The sequence below is a fragment of the Streptococcus sp. HMSC072C09 genome (assembly GCF_001813105.1).
Taxonomy (GTDB): domain Bacteria; phylum Bacillota; class Bacilli; order Lactobacillales; family Streptococcaceae; genus Streptococcus.
The window spans coordinates 1-17,683 of sequence record NZ_KV811503.1; the positions used below are offsets into that span (position 1 = coordinate 1).

General features: G+C 43.7%; 19 protein-coding genes and 1 other RNA gene. 2 read left to right on the plus strand and 18 right to left on the minus strand.

The window, feature by feature from the left end; translation table 11 throughout:
- Nucleotides 1–64: 64 nt before the first annotated feature.
- The 6 genes from ffs to HMPREF2893_RS08640 form a co-directional block, all read right to left on the minus strand.
- An RNA gene (gene ffs, locus HMPREF2893_RS08615) (signal recognition particle sRNA small type) lies at nucleotides 65–159 on the minus strand.
- 39 nt (nucleotides 160–198) lie between these two features.
- A complete protein-coding gene (gene tadA / locus HMPREF2893_RS08620; RefSeq protein ID WP_003016809.1) occupies nucleotides 199–708 on the minus strand; it encodes a tRNA adenosine(34) deaminase TadA in 510 nt (169 codons plus the stop codon).
- Between the two features lie 302 nt (nucleotides 709–1,010).
- On the minus strand, nucleotides 1,011–2,588 hold the full coding sequence (locus tag HMPREF2893_RS08625; protein ID WP_070675794.1) for an ATP-binding cassette domain-containing protein: 1,578 nt from the start codon (nucleotides 2,586–2,588) through the stop codon (nucleotides 1,011–1,013).
- 145 nt (nucleotides 2,589–2,733) lie between these two features.
- The gene (locus HMPREF2893_RS08630; protein WP_003009004.1) at nucleotides 2,734–3,012 is read right to left on the minus strand and encodes a hypothetical protein; all 279 of its coding nucleotides are present in this window, start codon (nucleotides 3,010–3,012) and stop codon (nucleotides 2,734–2,736) included.
- Between the two features lie 118 nt (nucleotides 3,013–3,130).
- The gene (locus HMPREF2893_RS08635; RefSeq protein ID WP_070675796.1) at nucleotides 3,131–3,775 is read right to left on the minus strand and encodes an HAD family hydrolase; all 645 of its coding nucleotides are present in this window, start codon (nucleotides 3,773–3,775) and stop codon (nucleotides 3,131–3,133) included.
- A 214-nt stretch (nucleotides 3,776–3,989) separates the two neighbouring features.
- On the minus strand, nucleotides 3,990–5,282 hold the full coding sequence (locus tag HMPREF2893_RS08640) for an adenylosuccinate synthase (protein WP_003014816.1): 1,293 nt from the start codon (nucleotides 5,280–5,282) through the stop codon (nucleotides 3,990–3,992).
- A 319-nt stretch (nucleotides 5,283–5,601) separates the two neighbouring features.
- On the opposite strand from HMPREF2893_RS08640, the gene hslO reads away from it, so the two are divergent.
- Nucleotides 5,602–6,474, plus strand: a complete 873-nt coding sequence (gene hslO / locus HMPREF2893_RS08650; RefSeq protein ID WP_070675798.1) for an Hsp33 family molecular chaperone HslO — start codon at nucleotides 5,602–5,604, stop codon at nucleotides 6,472–6,474.
- Nucleotides 6,461–7,438 carry a tRNA dihydrouridine synthase DusB gene (gene dusB / locus HMPREF2893_RS08655; protein ID WP_070675800.1) on the plus strand — a complete coding sequence of 326 codons (978 nt, stop codon included), beginning with the start codon at nucleotides 6,461–6,463 and terminating at the stop codon, nucleotides 7,436–7,438. The genes hslO and dusB overlap by 14 nt, the downstream gene beginning before the upstream one ends.
- A 192-nt stretch (nucleotides 7,439–7,630) precedes the next feature.
- Here dusB and HMPREF2893_RS08660 read toward each other — a convergent pair whose 3' ends face one another.
- From HMPREF2893_RS08660 to HMPREF2893_RS08715, 12 genes are all read right to left on the minus strand, one after another.
- A complete protein-coding gene (locus tag HMPREF2893_RS08660; protein ID WP_070675802.1) occupies nucleotides 7,631–8,317 on the minus strand; it encodes a YoaK family protein in 687 nt (228 codons plus the stop codon).
- Between the two features lie 245 nt (nucleotides 8,318–8,562).
- Nucleotides 8,563–8,898: a hypothetical protein gene (locus tag HMPREF2893_RS11230; protein WP_045759986.1), complete on the minus strand. Its 336-nt coding sequence runs from the start codon at nucleotides 8,896–8,898 to the stop codon at nucleotides 8,563–8,565.
- Nucleotides 8,899–8,908: 10 nt separating this feature from the next.
- A complete protein-coding gene (locus HMPREF2893_RS08670; RefSeq protein WP_049482766.1) occupies nucleotides 8,909–9,451 on the minus strand; it encodes a DUF6773 family protein in 543 nt (180 codons plus the stop codon).
- A gap of 15 nt (nucleotides 9,452–9,466) precedes the next feature.
- On the minus strand, nucleotides 9,467–9,661 hold the full coding sequence (locus HMPREF2893_RS08675) for a helix-turn-helix transcriptional regulator (protein WP_049482768.1): 195 nt from the start codon (nucleotides 9,659–9,661) through the stop codon (nucleotides 9,467–9,469).
- A gap of 169 nt (nucleotides 9,662–9,830) precedes the next feature.
- Nucleotides 9,831–10,607 carry an NUDIX domain-containing protein gene (locus HMPREF2893_RS08680; protein WP_049482770.1) on the minus strand — a complete coding sequence of 259 codons (777 nt, stop codon included), beginning with the start codon at nucleotides 10,605–10,607 and terminating at the stop codon, nucleotides 9,831–9,833.
- Nucleotides 10,608–11,390, minus strand: a complete 783-nt coding sequence (pnuC, locus tag HMPREF2893_RS08685) for a nicotinamide riboside transporter PnuC (RefSeq protein ID WP_070675804.1) — start codon at nucleotides 11,388–11,390, stop codon at nucleotides 10,608–10,610.
- 10 nt (nucleotides 11,391–11,400) lie between these two features.
- Nucleotides 11,401–12,462, minus strand: coding sequence for an AAA family ATPase (locus tag HMPREF2893_RS08690; RefSeq protein ID WP_070675806.1), 1,062 nt, complete (start codon nucleotides 12,460–12,462; stop codon nucleotides 11,401–11,403).
- A gap of 164 nt (nucleotides 12,463–12,626) precedes the next feature.
- Nucleotides 12,627–13,352, minus strand: coding sequence for a hypothetical protein (locus HMPREF2893_RS08695; RefSeq protein WP_070675808.1), 726 nt, complete (start codon nucleotides 13,350–13,352; stop codon nucleotides 12,627–12,629).
- Between the two features lie 320 nt (nucleotides 13,353–13,672).
- Entirely contained in the window at nucleotides 13,673–14,080 is a 408-nt protein-coding gene (locus tag HMPREF2893_RS08700) for a DUF4430 domain-containing protein (RefSeq protein ID WP_070675810.1), read from the minus strand.
- Complete coding sequence (locus tag HMPREF2893_RS08705) at nucleotides 14,058–14,546, minus strand: hypothetical protein (RefSeq protein ID WP_003002175.1); 489 nt, start codon at nucleotides 14,544–14,546, stop codon at nucleotides 14,058–14,060. Before HMPREF2893_RS08705 ends, HMPREF2893_RS08700 begins: the two co-directional genes overlap by 23 nt.
- Nucleotides 14,547–14,555: 9 nt before the next feature.
- Nucleotides 14,556–16,985 carry an ATP-dependent Clp protease ATP-binding subunit gene (locus HMPREF2893_RS08710; protein ID WP_070675812.1) on the minus strand — a complete coding sequence of 810 codons (2,430 nt, stop codon included), beginning with the start codon at nucleotides 16,983–16,985 and terminating at the stop codon, nucleotides 14,556–14,558.
- A complete protein-coding gene (locus tag HMPREF2893_RS08715) occupies nucleotides 16,986–17,450 on the minus strand; it encodes a CtsR family transcriptional regulator (protein ID WP_003009029.1) in 465 nt (154 codons plus the stop codon). It abuts the gene before it with no gap.
- Nucleotides 17,451–17,683: the final 233 nt, after the last annotated feature.

Below are 17,683 nucleotides of genomic sequence, written 5' to 3' on the forward strand. Positions count from 1 at the left end.
CGTCGCTTCGCTCCTCAGGATCAATATCTCTAAGTTCGGTTGCGCCTTACAGGCTTACCTCACTAAGAGCTATAGAAAAAGAGCACACAGTTCACTTCGCTTAGGGCTGCTGGATTCCTCCCCTGACCCGCTTCACGCAGAACTGTTGCTCCGATAGGTATTATATCATAATTTGTTCGATTTGCAAAGGTCCGGTTTTTATTCTTGTGTTTCGGCCTTGGCTGCGAGCTTGGCTTGTTTTTTTCGTTCCCGACCTTGGCGGAAGAAGGTCTGCATGATGGCTGCACATTCTGCTTCCAAGATTCCTGTTTCTACTTCGACTCGGTGATTGAGGCGTTCATCTGCCAAAATGTCGTAGAGACTACCTGCTCCACCGAACTTCTGATTGGTCGCCCCGTAAATCACCTGGGGAATCCGAGCTAGACCAATGGCACCACTACACATGACACAGGGCTCAATCGTGACAAAAAGCGTCGTATCCAGCAGGCGCCAGCTATTTTCACGCTGATTGGCCTCCTCGATCGCCATGATTTCCGCATGCATGACCGCCCGCTGCAGCTCCTCACGCGCATTATGTCCACGCCCGATAATCTGACCATCCTTGACCAAGACACAGCCAATCGGTATTTCATCATTGGCGAGGGCAATCTCCGCCTCCTTCAGGGCTTCCCTCATAAACATCGCTTTTTCCTCTATCGTGTAGTCCATCTCTTCCTTCTTCCTTTTAGTTTCTTTGTTCATTATACCATAGGCAGCTTACGACTCACAAAAAAAGCCGCCGATTGGGCGACTCTTATGGGAGATTATTATGAAAAAGTTTAGGAGGTTTAAACAAAGTTAGGAGGTCTTTGTTTATGCTTCTAGTATAGCTGGCCTATCTTAAATAAAGCTTAAGTTCTCTGAGTATTGATGATTTTGGAAATATCACCACTTAGAATCTCAAAAATATCTGACAAATTGCTGGCTTACTACTATCCGCTTTGTCGCAGAACCAACTATTGTGGCATCGCTCATCCTTTACGTAACTCAAGGATTTGGTCATAGCGCTCTTCTTCATCAATATGATGGGCTATTTCTAGTACCGTGATCGGCAAAGAAAAGATTAGGTCTCTAACCAGACGACTATTTTTTTCGTCCAAAGCTGATGTCACTTCGTCCGCTAATAAAATATCCTTCTCGCGTAAGAGAAAACGAGCCAACTCTAATCTGACACGCTGACCTCCTGAAATGTTTTCACCATTATTATGAATTTCTACATTCAAAATATCCTGAAATTCATCTATTAAGCCAACTCGGTCCAATACCTCCAATAATTCATGGTCCTGAAAAGGCTGACCAAAAGTTAGATTATAGCGGATAGTATCGTTAAACAGGAAGGGATGCTGGCTAATTAAACCGATATTCCCTTGGAAATGACTCGTTATTTGATTTCCATCATACTGAACGAAAATGTCACCCTCATCACATACTTCTTCTCCTAAAATCAAGCGAAAAAGAGTCGTCTTTCCAGACCCGCTCGGTCCTTTGATTAAGACCTTCTGACCTACTGAAATCGTCGCCGTCAAATCAGAAAAAAGCTGACGTTCAGCAAAACTTTTTGAAATATGATTTAAGCACAACGATTCGAGATTTTCAACAAATTGATCCTTTGTCTCTTCGAAATCAGGTTCTTCCTCGATAATCTTAAACAGGCGGTTCGCAGTCGGCAAGGCACCTTGGAGATTGGCTGCACTGTACATCAGAGTTTGGATCGGTTCTACCAGCATCCCCGCAGCAACATACATAGAGATGAGGCTTGTAATAGAAATAGAATTTCCCTGTAAACTCAAATAAAAGCCTAAAGCAAGAGGAACAACCTGACTAAAAAAGACCATAAATCCATTAAAGAAAAAAATAATATTATGTGTGAAACAAAATCTTTGGATGGCTTTTTGATATTCTCCGTTTAAATCATTCACGCGCTCTTCATTCAGCCTCATGGCCTGATTAATCCGTAAGGTTTGGCTGCCTTGCATACTATCCGAGACAAGCCCATGTAATTTCGTTCTAAGCTTGGACCAGCTGTCTCCCGAATCTTGTAAACGACGATTCATGATGAACTGAGGAATAGGTCTCATAATCGTAAAAATGACAAAAATAAGTCCTAAGAGAAAATTTTGTGAAACAATATAAATGGCTGTAACAAGGGCGACAAATCCCCAACTCACCATAACATTTATATTTTCCAAATAATTATCGCCCACATATTCCATATCTTGAGTTAGCAGACTAACTTTTTCATCATTGGAAAATTTAGGATTCAATATGACTTTCTTAAATAAAAGGGCACGGACACTTTTGTTGATTTCTCTTCGGAATATATTGTGCGAATAGTTTGAAAACAGCATCAGACTATAAATAACAAGATAGACAGACAAACCAAATAAAACAAAATTGAGAATTTTTCCATAAGAAAGGCCGTCTTGATCTAACTTCAAGGCCTTCGTTAAAATCAGAGGTTGCGCCAACACCAAACCACTATTCACAATACGCCCTAAAAAAATAGGAAAAAGATACTTCTTATCAATGTACTTATAAATATTTCTCATAATTATCATCCATCAAAATAGAGGGCTAGCACAACCCTCTTCTCTAAATTTATTTAAAATCGTGATTATTTACAATCACAATTATAGTTAAATACTCTAGGTTTAGCATTCATTTTGTCATCGAATTTGTTATTCACTTTAACCTTCACCGAAAATTACAATCTCCATGTGTCAAAATTGTTAGTTCCAATAATTCAGCATCTGTATCGCTTATTTTAGATAGATACTTTTCGACCTCATACTCACCCTCACTTAAATATTTATTTTTATCAAGATAAGCATGAAACTCTTTCCTAATCACATCATTGCTGTCGACTACTCTATTCAATTCATTCGTAAGAAAAAATGAATGATTGGTTTTAGTATTAAAATACAACGTACCATCATCAGTACTATATTTTAATATATATCGTGACAAATTCATATTATCACCTCTTAATCTGTGTGACTTAACCTGCAGTAAGTGTACACCGATAGAAATATTAAATCAAGCAATATTCAGCAGATTAGAAAAGTTCCAACTTTTAATATTTTGGAAAAGGTTATCCTATAAAAGCTGCAATTTCGCCAACTTCTTGAGCAATATAGGTGGCGCCGGCTTCTTCCAATTCTTCCCTGCTTCCAAAGCCATAAAGGACACCGATAGAATCAAGCTTTTGCGCTTGAGCGCCAAGCACATCGTGCTCCCTGTCTCCAATCATGATGGTATGCGCCAAATCTGTAATCCCATTTTGCTCCAAGGCATACTGGATAACATCGCTTTTTTTACTACGTTTTCTATCCATGGTCGCACCAGCGACAAAGTCAAAATAATCATACAAACCAAAGTGTTTGAGAATTTGAATGGAAAATTCTTCAGGCTTTGACGTAGCTACAATCAACTGTTTGCCAGCCTGCTTGAGAGAAGCCAGCAAGTCAGGAACGCCTAGATAGACCTCATTTTCATAAATGCCTTTTTCGGAAAAATACTCATGATAGTAGTCAATGGCCTTTAAACATTCTTCCTTAGAAAATCCATAAAAGCGCTCAAAAGACTCCTGCAAGGGCGGACCAATGAAAACTCTCAATGCTTTCTTGTCTGGCACTTGAATCCCATATTTTCCTAAGGCATAGGCCACCGAGTTGGTAATCCCTAGTTCTGAATTGGTCAAGGTGCCGTCTAGGTCAAATAAAATCGTTTGATACATTTTTTCCTCTTTCTGCTTTCAAAAAGAGGCTGGGACAAAAGTCCTAGCCTCTCAATTGTTTTTGGATTGTCGAGCAAGACGCAGTGGTTGAGTGGGCTCTACTACGCTGATTTCATCAGCTTTTACAGCCCTACTCAACTGTGCGGAGGTGGGACGACGAAATCGAATTCTAACGAATGACCGATTTCTGTCCCACTCTCTTATCTTCATTTGCTTATAAACTAGACCACACACTTTCAAGGATATTGGTTTGGTCACGATCTGGTCCGACTGAGAAGGTTGAAATGCGCACACCAACTAATTCACCGACACGGCGGACATAGTTGCGGGCATTTTCTGGAAGCTCATCCAAGTGGCGGACACCTGTGATGTCTTCTGACCAGCCTGGTAATTCTTCATAGATTGGTTTGCAACGTTTGAGTTGCTCCAAGCTTGCTGGGTAGTGGTCGATGCGTTCCCCATCCAAGTCGTAGGCTACACAGATTTTCACTGTATCCAAGCCGGACAGAACGTCGATCGAGTTCAAGCTAAGGTTGGTAATTCCTGACACGCGACGGCTATGGCGCATGACAACTGAGTCAAACCAACCAACACGACGAGGACGACCGGTTGTTGTCCCATACTCATGGCCGACTTCACGGATCCGATCACCCACTTCATCGAAGAGTTCCGTAGGGAATGGGCCATCACCAACACGGCTGGTATAGGCTTTACATACACCGACAACCTTGTCGATCTTGCTTGGGCCGACACCTGATCCGATGGTCACCCCACCTGCGACTGGGTTTGAAGAGGTTACAAATGGATAGGTTCCTTGGTCGATATCCAACATAACCCCTTGGGCTCCTTCAAAGAGCACGCGCTTGCCGTTATCCAAAGCATCGTTCAAGATAACAGAAGTATCGGTTACATATTGCTTGATTTGTTGACCATATTCATAGTATTCTTCGAAGATATCGTCAAATGACAGAGCCTCTGCATCATAGAGTTTGGTAAATTGACGGTTCTTTTCTTCCAAGTTGATACGAAGACGTTCCGCAAAGACGTCGCGGTCCAAAAGGTCCGCGATCCGGATTCCCACACGCGCAGCCTTGTCCATGTAGGCTGGTCCAATCCCTTTGATGGTCGTTCCGATTTTGTTGTCGCCTTTAGACTCTTCTTGGAGACGGTCCAATTCGATATGGTAAGGAAGGATGACATGGGCACGGTCTGAAATGCGCAAACTGTCCGTTGTCACACCTTCTTCATGAAGATAAGCCAACTCTTTGACCAATGATTTAGGGTTGACCACCACGCCGTTTCCGATGACAGAGATCTTTTCAGGGAAGAAGATACCAGAAGGAATCAAGTGCAACTTGAACTTTTTGCCGTCGATTACGATGGTGTGCCCGGCATTGTCCCCACCTTGATAGCGAGCAATGACTTCTGCATTGGCTGATAGGAAGTCTGTAATCTTCCCTTTTCCTTCATCACCCCATTGGGTTCCTACTACAACAACTGATGTCATAATTCTTTTTCATATACCATAGATAGTTGCCTATCTATGCCTTTCTTCAAACTAAGGGCAGGAGTCTCACCTGCAAGTTTGTCTTACACTCTATTATAAGCAATTTTTAATGTTTTTTCAAGATCCACTCGGCTATCGTTTATTTTTCTCCTTTCTTTTTAAACCAACTTCTCTATGAAACTCGTCTTTTACTTGGAAATTGCTTCTTTCTAGAAATAACGTTCGGAATTTTCTTTTCTTCTCGTCCTTCTTCTGAAACGACTGATTTTCGGAATTCTCCTTGTCCCCACTTTGCTTGATTTGTGCTAAAATAGTAGGTATGGACAAAATTATTAAAACTATCTCAGAAAGTGGTGCTTTTCGTGCTTATGTACTAGACAGTACAGAAACTGTACGAACAGCCCAAGAAAAACATCATACACAAGCTAGCTCCACGGTCGCACTTGGCCGTACCCTCATTGCCAGCCAAATCTTGGCGGCAAACGAGAAAGGAGAAACTAAAATTACGGTCAAAGTCCTTGGGACTAGCTCACTCGGAGCTATCATCACCGTGGCAGATACCAAGGGAAATGTGAAAGGCTACGTGCAGAATCCTGGAGTGGATATCAAGAAAACCGCGACCGGTGAAGTTCTGGTCGGACCATTTGTCGGAAACGGAGAATTCTTGGTCATCACAGATTATGGTACGGGAAATCCTTATAACTCCATGACCCCTCTTGTAACCGGTGAAATCGGAGAAGACCTGGCCTTTTATCTGACAGAAAGCCAACAAACACCATCTGCAGTTGGACTCAATGTTCTGTTGGATGACGAAGATAAGGTTAAAGTGGCGGGTGGCTTCTTGCTCCAGGTCTTGCCAAATGCCAAGGAAGAAGAAATCGCGCGCTTTGAAAAACGCATCCAAGAAATGCCTGCCATCTCCACACTTTTGGAATCTGAAGACCATATTGAAGCTCTTCTTGCCGCTATCTATGGGGATGAACCTTTCAAACGCCTCTCTGAAGAAGAACTTCGCTTCCAGTGCGACTGCAGCCGTGAGCGCTTTTTGAACGCTTTAGCAAGTCTGCCAGCTAGTGATCTAGAAGAGATGAAAGATGAAGATCACGGTGCAGAGATTACCTGCCAATTCTGCCAAACACACTACCACTTTGACGAAAATGACTTGGAGGAACTCATTCGTGACAAATCTTAATACGCCATTTATGATCGGGGATGTCGAAATCCCTAACCGTACCGTCCTAGCCCCAATGGCCGGAGTGACCAACTCAGCTTTCCGGACCATTGCCAAAGAACTGGGGGCAGGGCTCGTTGTGATGGAAATGGTCTCTGACAAGGGAATCCAGTACAACAATGAAAAGACGCTTCACATGCTCCATATCGATGAAGGAGAAAACCCTGTATCGATCCAACTCTTTGGAAGTGACGAAGATAGCCTGGCACGCGCAGCTGAATTTATCCAAGAAAATACCAAGACCGATATCGTCGATATCAACATGGGTTGCCCGGTGAATAAAATCGTCAAGAACGAGGCTGGTGCGATGTGGCTCAAGGACCCAGACAAGATCTACTCCATCATCAATAAGGTTCAATCCGTCCTCGATATCCCCCTCACTGTTAAAATGCGGACGGGTTGGTCGGATCCTTCCCTAGCAGTTGAGAACGCCCTCGCTGCCGAAGCTGCGGGTGTCTCTGCCCTTGCCATGCATGGGCGAACTCGGGAGCAAATGTATACGGGGCATGCGGATCTTGAGACCCTTCACAAGGTTGCACAAGTTCTGACCAAGATTCCATTTATTGCTAATGGGGACATCCGGACGGTGCAAGACGCCAAACAACGGATTGAAGAAGTCGGTGCCGACGCGGTCATGATCGGCCGTGCAGCCATGGGCAATCCTTACCTCTTCAACCAAATCAATCACTACTTTGAAACAGGAGAAATCCTGCCTGATTTGACCTTTGAAGACAAGATGAAGATTGCTTATGAGCACTTGAAGCGCTTGATCAATCTCAAGGGTGAGCACATTGCCGTTCGCGAATTCCGTGGTCTCGCCCCTCACTACCTCCGTGGTACCTCAGGTGCAGCCAAACTCCGTGGCGCCATCTCGCAAGCTAGCACCCTAGCAGAGATTGAAGAACTCTTACAATTAAAAGCATAGAAACACAAAAAGCAGAGAGTGGGACAGAAATCGGTAATTCGTTAGAATTCGATTTCGTCGTCCCACCTCTGCACAGTTGAGTAGGGCTGTAAAAGCTGATGAAATCAGCGTAGTAGAGCCCACTCAACCACTGCGTCTTGCTCGACAACCTAAAAATAATTGAGAGGCTAGGACTTTTGTCCCAGTCTCTTTTTATAGATTATCTGTTTGCAGGCCGAGTTGTTTGACTCTGGCGGTGTAGTAAGTCATGATCAAAAAGAGGTTGGCTGTGATCAGCCAGATGGCCCATTGGTGAATGAAATACATGAGGATGGCTACACTAATCGCTCCTGCAACAAAGCTTCCAACAACGATTCCGTAATTCATAGCCTGACGCCGATACTCGTCCAAATCTCCCTTTCCTCGAGTGATTCGGTACAAGGCCGTCAGCATCTTGCGGTAATTACCAGAAGTCATAAAGATCACATAAGGGTGGTTTTCAATCAAGCTTCCTGTAAAGGTCAACATCATCATCCCTGTTCCAAAAGCAATAAAGGGAACTTCTACAGGTGGTATGACAGACACCAAGGGAATCAGAAGCGTCACCACAAACAAAGGAATCAACATCTTGGTCCGCCAAAAGGCTGTCTTGCGATACTCTTTGATATGGAGAGCAACCACAAAGCCGATCGAGAAAAACAAAATAGATGAAAAACGCATGATGGTATTTTCGACACGGGGATCGTGCCAATCAGCGATGAGAAGCAGGAGGTTCCCAGTTTGAGTCGCGACCAAACTCCGGTAGTGCATGTGGCAAAAGACATCGAGGCCTCCTCCGATAAAACCAAGCAGAGCCCCCATCAGTCGTGTATTTTGTGGTAAAATTATTTTTTCTTCCATAGTCTTGTCTCTTTTGATTTCAATTATTTTTTATTATACCACTTTGCACCAGAGCTGAGTATTGAAAATCAATCATAACCACTCATCAAACAAGTGGTTTACGTCAGGACTATGATTCTAGATAATTAGAATTTCCCTATCACTGTATAGTGCTAAGAGAATCATATTAATAACCTTCGTGATTCCTGAAAGAAAGTTCAAAATAATTCAGTTGTCCTGTTTTCTTTTTTCATGGTAGTGACCTCTTAAAAACATTGTTTGCCTTCTTTAAAGAGTTGATAGAGAGTATAGATATAAATGAGACTAAAAATAATACAGATGGTTAGAAATAGGAGATATCTCCAATCCATAGAATTCGTTATCAGTTGTGGGAGAGATACGAGGATAAAGCAGAGAGATGCGTTCAAGAAGCGTATTTTTTTTGATGTGATTTTCTGAAATCTTTGTCCCTTATTCAAGACTGGAAGAACTAAAAGGAAAATGATCAGAAAAGGACGCGTAACTTGGCCATAGACTAGGAAAAAGGTAACAAAGATGCTAACTAAAATATGACTGAAAATTAAAGTTTGTAATGATTTCATAAGCTTCCTCCTAATCGTCGTCCTGATCTTCCTTGGCTTTTCGAATGCGAAGCCAGACGATAATTTGCATCACCAATCCGAAGAAGAAAGCTGCGAAAAGGATTGATATAAAATGACCTAGATTGAAAAGAGAGGTGAAAAAGTTTTTGCTATTATCCGTTAAGACATTGAGAAGTGGTATTCCAAAGAACATCAAAACTCCATAGAGCAGACCAGCTTTAATGCCAGGATAGCGTAGCTGTTTGCTTTCTTTTTGGCTCAACATATCAGGATCGATAGCAGTAATACCTGTTTTTTTAGTTTGAGTGCTAACATAGATAGCACAAACCATAGAAACCAGAAAGATAATGATTGGATAACCAAAAGCGACAACTTGGGGATATTTATAAGCAAGGATAAAGGGAATAAGATTGCCAAATATCATCAGGTAAAAGAGGACCATAAAGACTTTATTTCCAATGCGATCCGCCTCGCGTCGTTTGTGTTCATCAAGTGGTCCAGAAATGCCATATGTGCGTTTAATCAGTTTTTCAGTAAAGGTTTCTTTTTCCATTTTTTTCTCCTTTTGTTAAAAATCATCTTCCCAAAAAAGACTGTTGAGGTCCGTTTGGAGGCTACGAGCGAGATTGAGACAGAGTTCCAGAGTCGGATTGTACTTGTCGTTTTCAATCATATTGATGGTTTGCCTCGAGACACCGATATCCTTAGCAAGTTCGAGTTGAGACATGCCCAATTCCTTGCGGAATTCTTTCACATGGTTCATGTTTCCTCCTATTAAATGAATGTCGTATATATTTGACTATAGTATAGTATTATGAACATAAAATGTCAACTATTTTTGACATATTTTTAAATATTTCTTACTAGAACAAAAAAATCCCTCCAGCTACTAATAGTAACTGGAGAGATTTCCTGAAAGAACCCTGCTCGATTTACTGTTTTAGGCGATAGGTCTTGCGTGGTTTTTTCTTAGGTACTCGCTTGACACCCACTTCTTCCACGAATTCTCCGAATTTTACGAGGAAGTTATTGCTAACGATGGGACGTCCAGGATTGATCAGATTGACCAATTCGGTTGCTTCATAAACGGTGAAAGGCTCCTCTAACAGATAGAGGAAGGTTGGATTCCAATCCAGACGCCCCTGAATCCGCTTGATCGATTCTTGAATAATCTGGTAGTGGTCAAAGGCAAAATCAGAAGCAGCTAAGGGTTCTCCATCAAGCAAACACTGGGATTTTTTGAAATCGACATCGAGAAAAATGACTTCCTTGGCATCGTCACCTGCATGGGCTAAGTCTACTGCTTCTGCTGGCAGATAGACCAGATGAGCGATGGTAATGACCCAGCCTCTGGGGTCCCGCCCAGGGGTGGAAACTGTCATGAGCTGTTCCACCTTATTCACTGGCAGATCGAGCCCGACTTCTTCTTTGACTTCTCGGATACAGGCATGAGTCGCATCTTCATCCTTGTTCACAAAGCCCCCCACCAAGGCGAGGCGGTGTTGATAAGGGTGGGCCTTGCGGCGAATGGCTAAGAGCTTGAGCTGTCCATCAACAAAACAGTAAGCCACCATGTCCGCTGTGACACTTGGAGTTTCATAAGTTGGCAGATCTTGCTCCTTGTACCACTTGAGAAAGTCTGCTTCACTAGCGACCGTCTCAAAATACTCTTTCTCCGTCATTCCTGCTGGAATTGAGAGACTTGCCATCTAAGCCACCTCCTTCTTGAGGGCTTTGGTCCATTGGTACCAGCCCACTAAACTATTGAGCGTGTAAACCCAGTACATCCCTTGAATGTGAAGACTCTGATCCCACCAGAGATAGATACTAAAGACGTTGGTTGCAATCCAGAAGATCCATTGCTCCCGGTATAGGCGGGTCATTAGGAGCTGGCCAACCCCATTGGTCGCATCGGTGATACTATCACGGAAAGGGCGAGCGCTATGGATGCTCTGATACGCAAAACCCATACCGATCCAAATCACAGCACACAAGGCCAAGTAGCGCATCCACTCAATCAAGTTCAATTTCTTGGCTTCAAAGTGAGATTCTTCGACCTTACCTTGATCATTGATCCGATTAGAGAGCCAAACATAAAGGCCGATCGGTTGCATGATGAAGAAATAAAGAGTTGTCAGAACTTCTCCGTAGAAGTTTTTATTGAGGGCTAAAACGAGGTAGATCGCGGAATTCACTGCTCCAAAGAGGTAGTTACTAGCACGCCCTTCGGCAACCAGGATAACACAGACAATGCCCGTCCAAGAGGCAAACAGTCCCAGCCAATCATGCTGACCTGTACGATTGGTCCATTCTAAGAAGAAGGGAACGCTGGAAAGAAGAAGGAGATAGATCCATTGAAAGGCTGTGCGTCCTACAAAAAGGTCCTTCCACAGGAGTTTCATAATATTGACAAAGCCTTGTTTTTTCGCTTCTTGGTGAACATTTTTAAAGTCTTGGATAAAGGTTGTGAATTTTTCAGATAGGTTTTTCATAAGCTGCTCCTTAGTCGGCTTGGTAAATGGCATCGATCACCTTCTTGGCTTCTTCGTAGTTGCCGAGGTAGTCTGATGCGAGGAAAGTGGTCGGAATGTTTCCTAGGTATTGCTGGCGCAATTGGTCTAGGTAATTTGAAAAGCTGGTGCGGATCTCTTCGTCAGCCATGGTCATATCTCGGAAACCATCATTGACATAAGAGCCGATCGGCTGTACAAAAAGGATCAAATCCCATTTTTCTTTGGAGAGAATACTGACAAAGAGGTTGTCGAAGGTATCGGTCATGCTGGTATCTTGGCCTTCGACTTCCATATAGTAGTCGTAATAACCCTTGGTCACCAGGGAATTGGTATCTGCGATGACAAGGCCTCGATTGGCACTACTATCGATGAGCTTAGAGGTTTGATCATACTGTCCTAAGAGGAGGTAATAGTAATCTTTTGGCGTGAGTTCATCATCCCGCACATTGTTCTTGATCTGGTATTCACGGGCATACTCAAGACTAACAGGTGCATCGTAAAAGCGAGCCAAGTCCTTTGCAAGGGTCGTTTTCCCGTTGCTGGCGCTCCCCATGATCAAGACTTTTTTCGTGAACTGGCGACGGAAGGGCTGGGCAATGTATTTCCAGTATTTGCTGGGATTTTCCCGGATCATGGTAGCAGAGATCCCGAAGCGACGCTCTTCTAAGTGAACTTCAAACCCTCTAGCTTCCAACTCTTCCTTGTAGGCTTTCTCCCCTACATAAAAGATCAACTCTTCTGTCTCTGTTTGATACTGGATGGTGTTTAGGGCTGTCTGTAACCAAGGCTCCCAGCCCAAGGGATAACGAGGAAGTTCTGTCTCATCTAGCTTATAGATTTGAGTCAATTCATCATTAGAGAAGGCTTCGCGGATATAACGGAAGCGTTTTTGTAAGGTCAATCCCACTTCTTCGCCACGATCCCCTTCATAACCTGATACAATGACACGAACGCGATCACACTGACGCTTGGCCCGCTGGATCAGGTCAATATGCCCTTGATGAAGAGGCGCAAAGGTTCCAAAAACCAGGGCAATTCTTTCTTTTTTCATATGAACTCCTTTTTATAATTTTTTATAAATAGATTTTCTTTATGTTTTTATTATAAACTATATTTTCCATCTGTCAATAGTTTTTTATAAAAAAATATATTTTTCTTCAAACCAACAAAAAAAGATCTGAAAAGAGAAGCTTATCCTTTCAGATCTTTCGAATTTTATTCACGAGTGAGGGAGTGGCTGACACCGTCTTTCAGAACCGTCACACTAGATACAGAGCCATCTTTTCCAACTACGATATCTAGAGTCGCCGCAGACCCATCGCCTGCTGAGAGATTAGCATGGTAATGACCATCATCCAAGGTATAGTTATAAGCGCTGATACCATAGGCTACGGGTTGACCCCCAGGAAGTTGGATGGTCACTTGACCACCTTGGCCAATAGTGACTCCAGTGTCGCGTTTGTCAGACCAATTCCCAGCTGCAGCAGAGAAATCTCCTGCTGCTACAGAATAGACTCCCTTGTATTGGGCATTCTCCGTAGCAGAAGCTTGCTTCTTAGCATGGGCATGACCGTCTTCAAGACTTGGCAATTTTGCTTTCGCTGGTGTTGCTGGAGTGGCTACTTCTTTTGTTTCTTTTGTTACGGGTGCTGCTGGTGTCGCTTCTTTAGCTGGAGCAGGTGTTTGACTAGCTGCTGCTTGGTTATTTTTGCTACCAACGGTATGACTTTCTTCTGATTTGCTATCAGAGGATGAAGAGGCAATCGGATCTTTACTAGTGATCACTTTTTTCTTAGAAGAAGAGCTGGTTTGTTTAACCAGACTGGTCTTTGAACTACTTGCTTCTGAAGTTTTTTCTTCTTTATTCCCACCACAAGCTCCTAGGAAAAGACTAGCTGTCAAAGCTAGGGCTGCTAGGGAAATGATTTTTTTGTTTTTCATAACAGAACCTCTTTTTTGTAACATTTGTAATATTTTGTAACATTATTGTAACACTGTTATATGAGGCTGTCAATAGTTTCTCAAATATTTTTCTAATTTGAAAGAAATTTTAGGTAAGTTCCTAAACTTTAGCAAAAAAGAGGCTGGGACAAAAGTCCTAGCCTCTCAATTGTTTTTGGATTGTCGAGCAAGACGCAGTGGTTGAGTGGGCTCTACTACGCTGATTTCATCAGCTTTTACAGCCCTACTCAACTGTGCGGAGGTGGGACGACGAAATCGAATTCTAACGAATTACCGATTTCTGTCCCACTCTCTCCTCATTATTTATACACTTCTTGATAGAATTCGATCTTGTCCCCTTTTTTAACGGTGGTTTCAGCAGCACCTTTTGGAGCCATCTCGCCATTGATCTTGTACATCCAGTAAAGCCCTTTGGCTTCGTCTTGGCTGTGACCGTCAATCGAGGTGATCATGCCATTTTTTTCTTCAATCTTGTAGTTGGCTTTGAGCACTTTCATAAGGTTGCTCTCTTCTGCTACTTTCAAGGTTTTCAATTGCGCTTTTTGACCTTCTGGCGTCACGCTAATTGTAATCGAAATTTCGTTTTTCTTGGCAACTTCTGTGCTAGAAGAAGTTGTTTGATTGTTTGTGCTATGAGACGGAGCGCAACTCGCTAAAAGAAGAGCTGCAAGTAAGGTCATCAAGCTAGAAATGGTTTTTTTCAACATAAAATCTCCTAAAGATTTGATAGATAATGGGATAGAAAATGATCGTCGACAGAGCATGGGCAAGGTTAAAACTAAAACCATTGACCAAAGCATAGGTCCACCAAGGAATATGGTATATCAAGGCATAAACACTATCGATCAAGACCCCATAAGCAAAGGACAGTAGGCCCACAAAAAGGATCTGAAGGACAAAGGGCAACCACTTGTAACTGATGCGCCAAATGAGCATTAAACAGCCAAAGGCGACAATCTGAAAGAACACAATCAAGCTCATCCCCAGGAAAAAGGCGGAGACAAACATGGTGATCATCATCACAAGAAAAGCAAAGCTATACCCTTCAAATATCACCAAGAGAAAAAAGATGGCAGAAATAGGTTGGACATTTGGGAAAGGGGCAAAAGCCTGACGTAGAGCGACACAAAGGGCCGCCAAAAGCGAAATACGGGTTAATCGCTGAAGCGTCATGACATCCTCCTAGACAATCTCAAACTTGATCGTTCCGGCTGTCGTTCCAACCTTGATCGTTTGTCCTTCTTGGGCTTGACCTTTCAGCAATAGCTCTGCTAACTGATCTTCCACTTCGGTCTGCAAGACACGACGCAGTGGGCGAGCTCCCATTTCTGGATCATAGCCTTTGGTTGCTAGCAACTTGAGCGCTGAAGGCTGGAATTTGAGGGTTATACCTTGTTCTGCCAAGGTCGCAATGAGCGGTTTGACCATGACTTTCACCACCTGTTGCATGTCCTCGCTGGATAGGCTATGGAAGACCACCTTTTCATCAATCCGGTTGATAAACTCTGGACGATAGGTCTTCTTCAACTCTTCAAACATGCGTTTTTCCATATTGGCTTGGTCAAAGCGGATATCTTTAGCCCCAAAGCCAACGGTCTTATCATCCCGAAGGGCTGTAGCTCCCAGGTTTGAGGTCATGATGATAATGGTATTGGAGAAGTCGATCTTCCGGCCTTTGCTATCGGTTAAGACTCCGTCATCCAAGACCTGCAAAAGGACATTGAAAATATCTGGATGGGCTTTTTCCACCTCATCAAATAAGAGAACTGAATATGGTTTGTTGCGGACTTTCTCGGTCAACTCGCCTCCTTCTTCGTAGCCCACATAGCCTGGAGGGGCTCCGTTGAGGCGGCTGGCCGCGAATTTTTCCATGTACTCACTCATATCAAAACGGATGAGGGCCGATTCATCATCAAACAGAACTTCTGCCAAAGCTTTGGCTAGCTCTGTTTTTCCGACACCGGTAGGTCCTAGGAACATGAAAGAACCGATCGGACGTTTATTGCTACGGATACCTGATTGATTGCGTCGAATAGCCCGACTGATACTCGAAACGGCTTGGTCTTGACCAATCACGCGCTTATGCAATTCTGCTTCTAAGTTTAGGTACTTCTTGGCATCGGTTTGGGTCAGTTTTTGAGTTGGAATACCGGATAATTGGCTCAAGGTCACCAAGACATCTTGGTCAGTGACTTCTTTTTTGTAGACAATGGGAGCGGCCTCTACTTCTAAGAGCTGGGCTGCTTTCTTCCACTTGCCATCCATCAAGGCCCGATCCAAGGCGGTCAACTCTTCTTTTACGTGACCGTTGGAATCACGGTTTTGTACGGTAGCTGCCGCTTCATCCAAGAGATCAATGGCTGAATCTGGCAATTGACGACTAGTCAAATAGCGGTGGGCATATTTGACAGCTGTTTCGATCGCTTCATCGGTAATGGTCACATGATGGTGGTCCTGATAAGTCTCTTTCAAGCCTTGGAGAATTTGGATGCTATCTGCAACACTTGGCTCTTCAATGGTGACTTTCGCAAAACGCCGAGAGAGGGCTGCATCTTTTTCGATATGTTTTTGGTACTCATCTTGAGTCGTTGCTCCAACTGTACGCAAGGTTCCCCGTGCCAGGGCTGGTTTTAGAATATTGGCTGCGTCTAAGGTCGAATCAATGCCGGATCCTGACCCCATAATGGTATGCAGTTCATCGATAAATAGAATCACGTGACCGTCTTCTTCGATGTCCTGGATGATATTGTTCATCCGCTCTTCGAAGTCCCCACGGAAGCGCGTCCCTGCAACGACATTCATGAGATCCAATTCCAGGACACGCATTTGCGCGATTTCAGCTGGAACATTGCCACTAGCGACCCGCTGGGCCAGACCTAATGCAAGGGCGGTTTTTCCGACCCCTGCTTCTCCCACCAATACAGGATTGTTCTTCGTCTTGCGGCTGAGGATTTGGATCATGCGTGAAATCTCTACATCCCGACCAATCACAGGCTCAAGCTGGCCTGCACGCGCCATTTCTGTCAAATCACGGGTATAATCTTCAAGACCTCCACTGGTGCTTGGGGGCATGCCCATCATATTTCCCATGGTTTGGCGGTTGGGGTTTTGGGCCCGATAGAGACTCCGAATGGCTTTGATATCATTCTTGTCCCAGCCTGCTTTGTCTTCTAAATTCTTGCGAAGGGAGGCAATAGGGACTCCCTTGTCTTGCTCTGTAAAGGCAAAGCCGGCAAACTCCATGACTTGGCTCGCCAAGGTCCCACGGTCTGCTAGAAGAGAGAGGAGCACATGCTCTGTTCCCAAGGTCTTGGCATGAAGGACCTGGGCAATCTCTCTTGCGTGCTTCATAATGGCTTCCATCCGATAAGAAAATGGGAAGATTTCATACCGATTGTCGCTTTGAAAAGCTTGGCCTGTAATATGCTCCGCTGCATCCTGAAATTCATCGATCTGCATAGGATAATCGTTAAGTACAGAACCTGCCACGCTATAGGGATTATTGGCCATAGCCGTCAGGAGATGCCAAGTATCTAAGGTATGCCCCTGATAGTGGCCTGCTAGTATTTGGGCCGCTTCTATACTTTCTAACAGTGCTGTTGAATAGTTCATCTAGTCGGTATTTCCTTTTCTATCTACTTGTTGAATGATTTTTTTCAGCATACTTGCTCGTAGGATGAGAGCATCTCGACCTAGGACCTCATCGGAGGTCGTCGCAAGCAAGAGCTGAGTCTCACGTTGTGTCAATAATTTTTCTTCATAGAGCATCTGGAGGATATCATTGAAGACCTGCTGGCTGATGGTCTCTCCAATATTGGCTGCCAAGTCTTGGAGCATCTGATGGTGATCTGAAAACTGGACCTTGCCAATGCGGATATAGCCCCCACCACCGCGCTTGCTCTCTACAATATAGCCTCGGCTCTCGGTAAAGCGAGTCTTGATAACATAGTTAATCTGACTGGGTACGACCTGAAAGACATCGGCTAACTCACTTCTTTTGAGCTCTGCCATGCCAGCTTGAGCCAGCAAGGCCTTGATATAAGCTTCAATGCTATCAGATGTGTTCTTATTTGCCATGATGCTCCTTTCTGACTTGTTTTTTTCTAGATGGATGCTCTGTTCTTGGCCCATAAAAAATGGCCTTGGAGTGTTCCTTCTCATCATTGACCTTATTTGACTATTATACAATTTTTACGGCTGTAAATAAAGCAAAGACTCTATGGAAATAGGAATCTCTTAAGGAAAGGAGAAAAACAAAAGAGAGTGGGACAGAAACCGGTAATTCGTTAGAATTCGATTTCGTCGTCCCA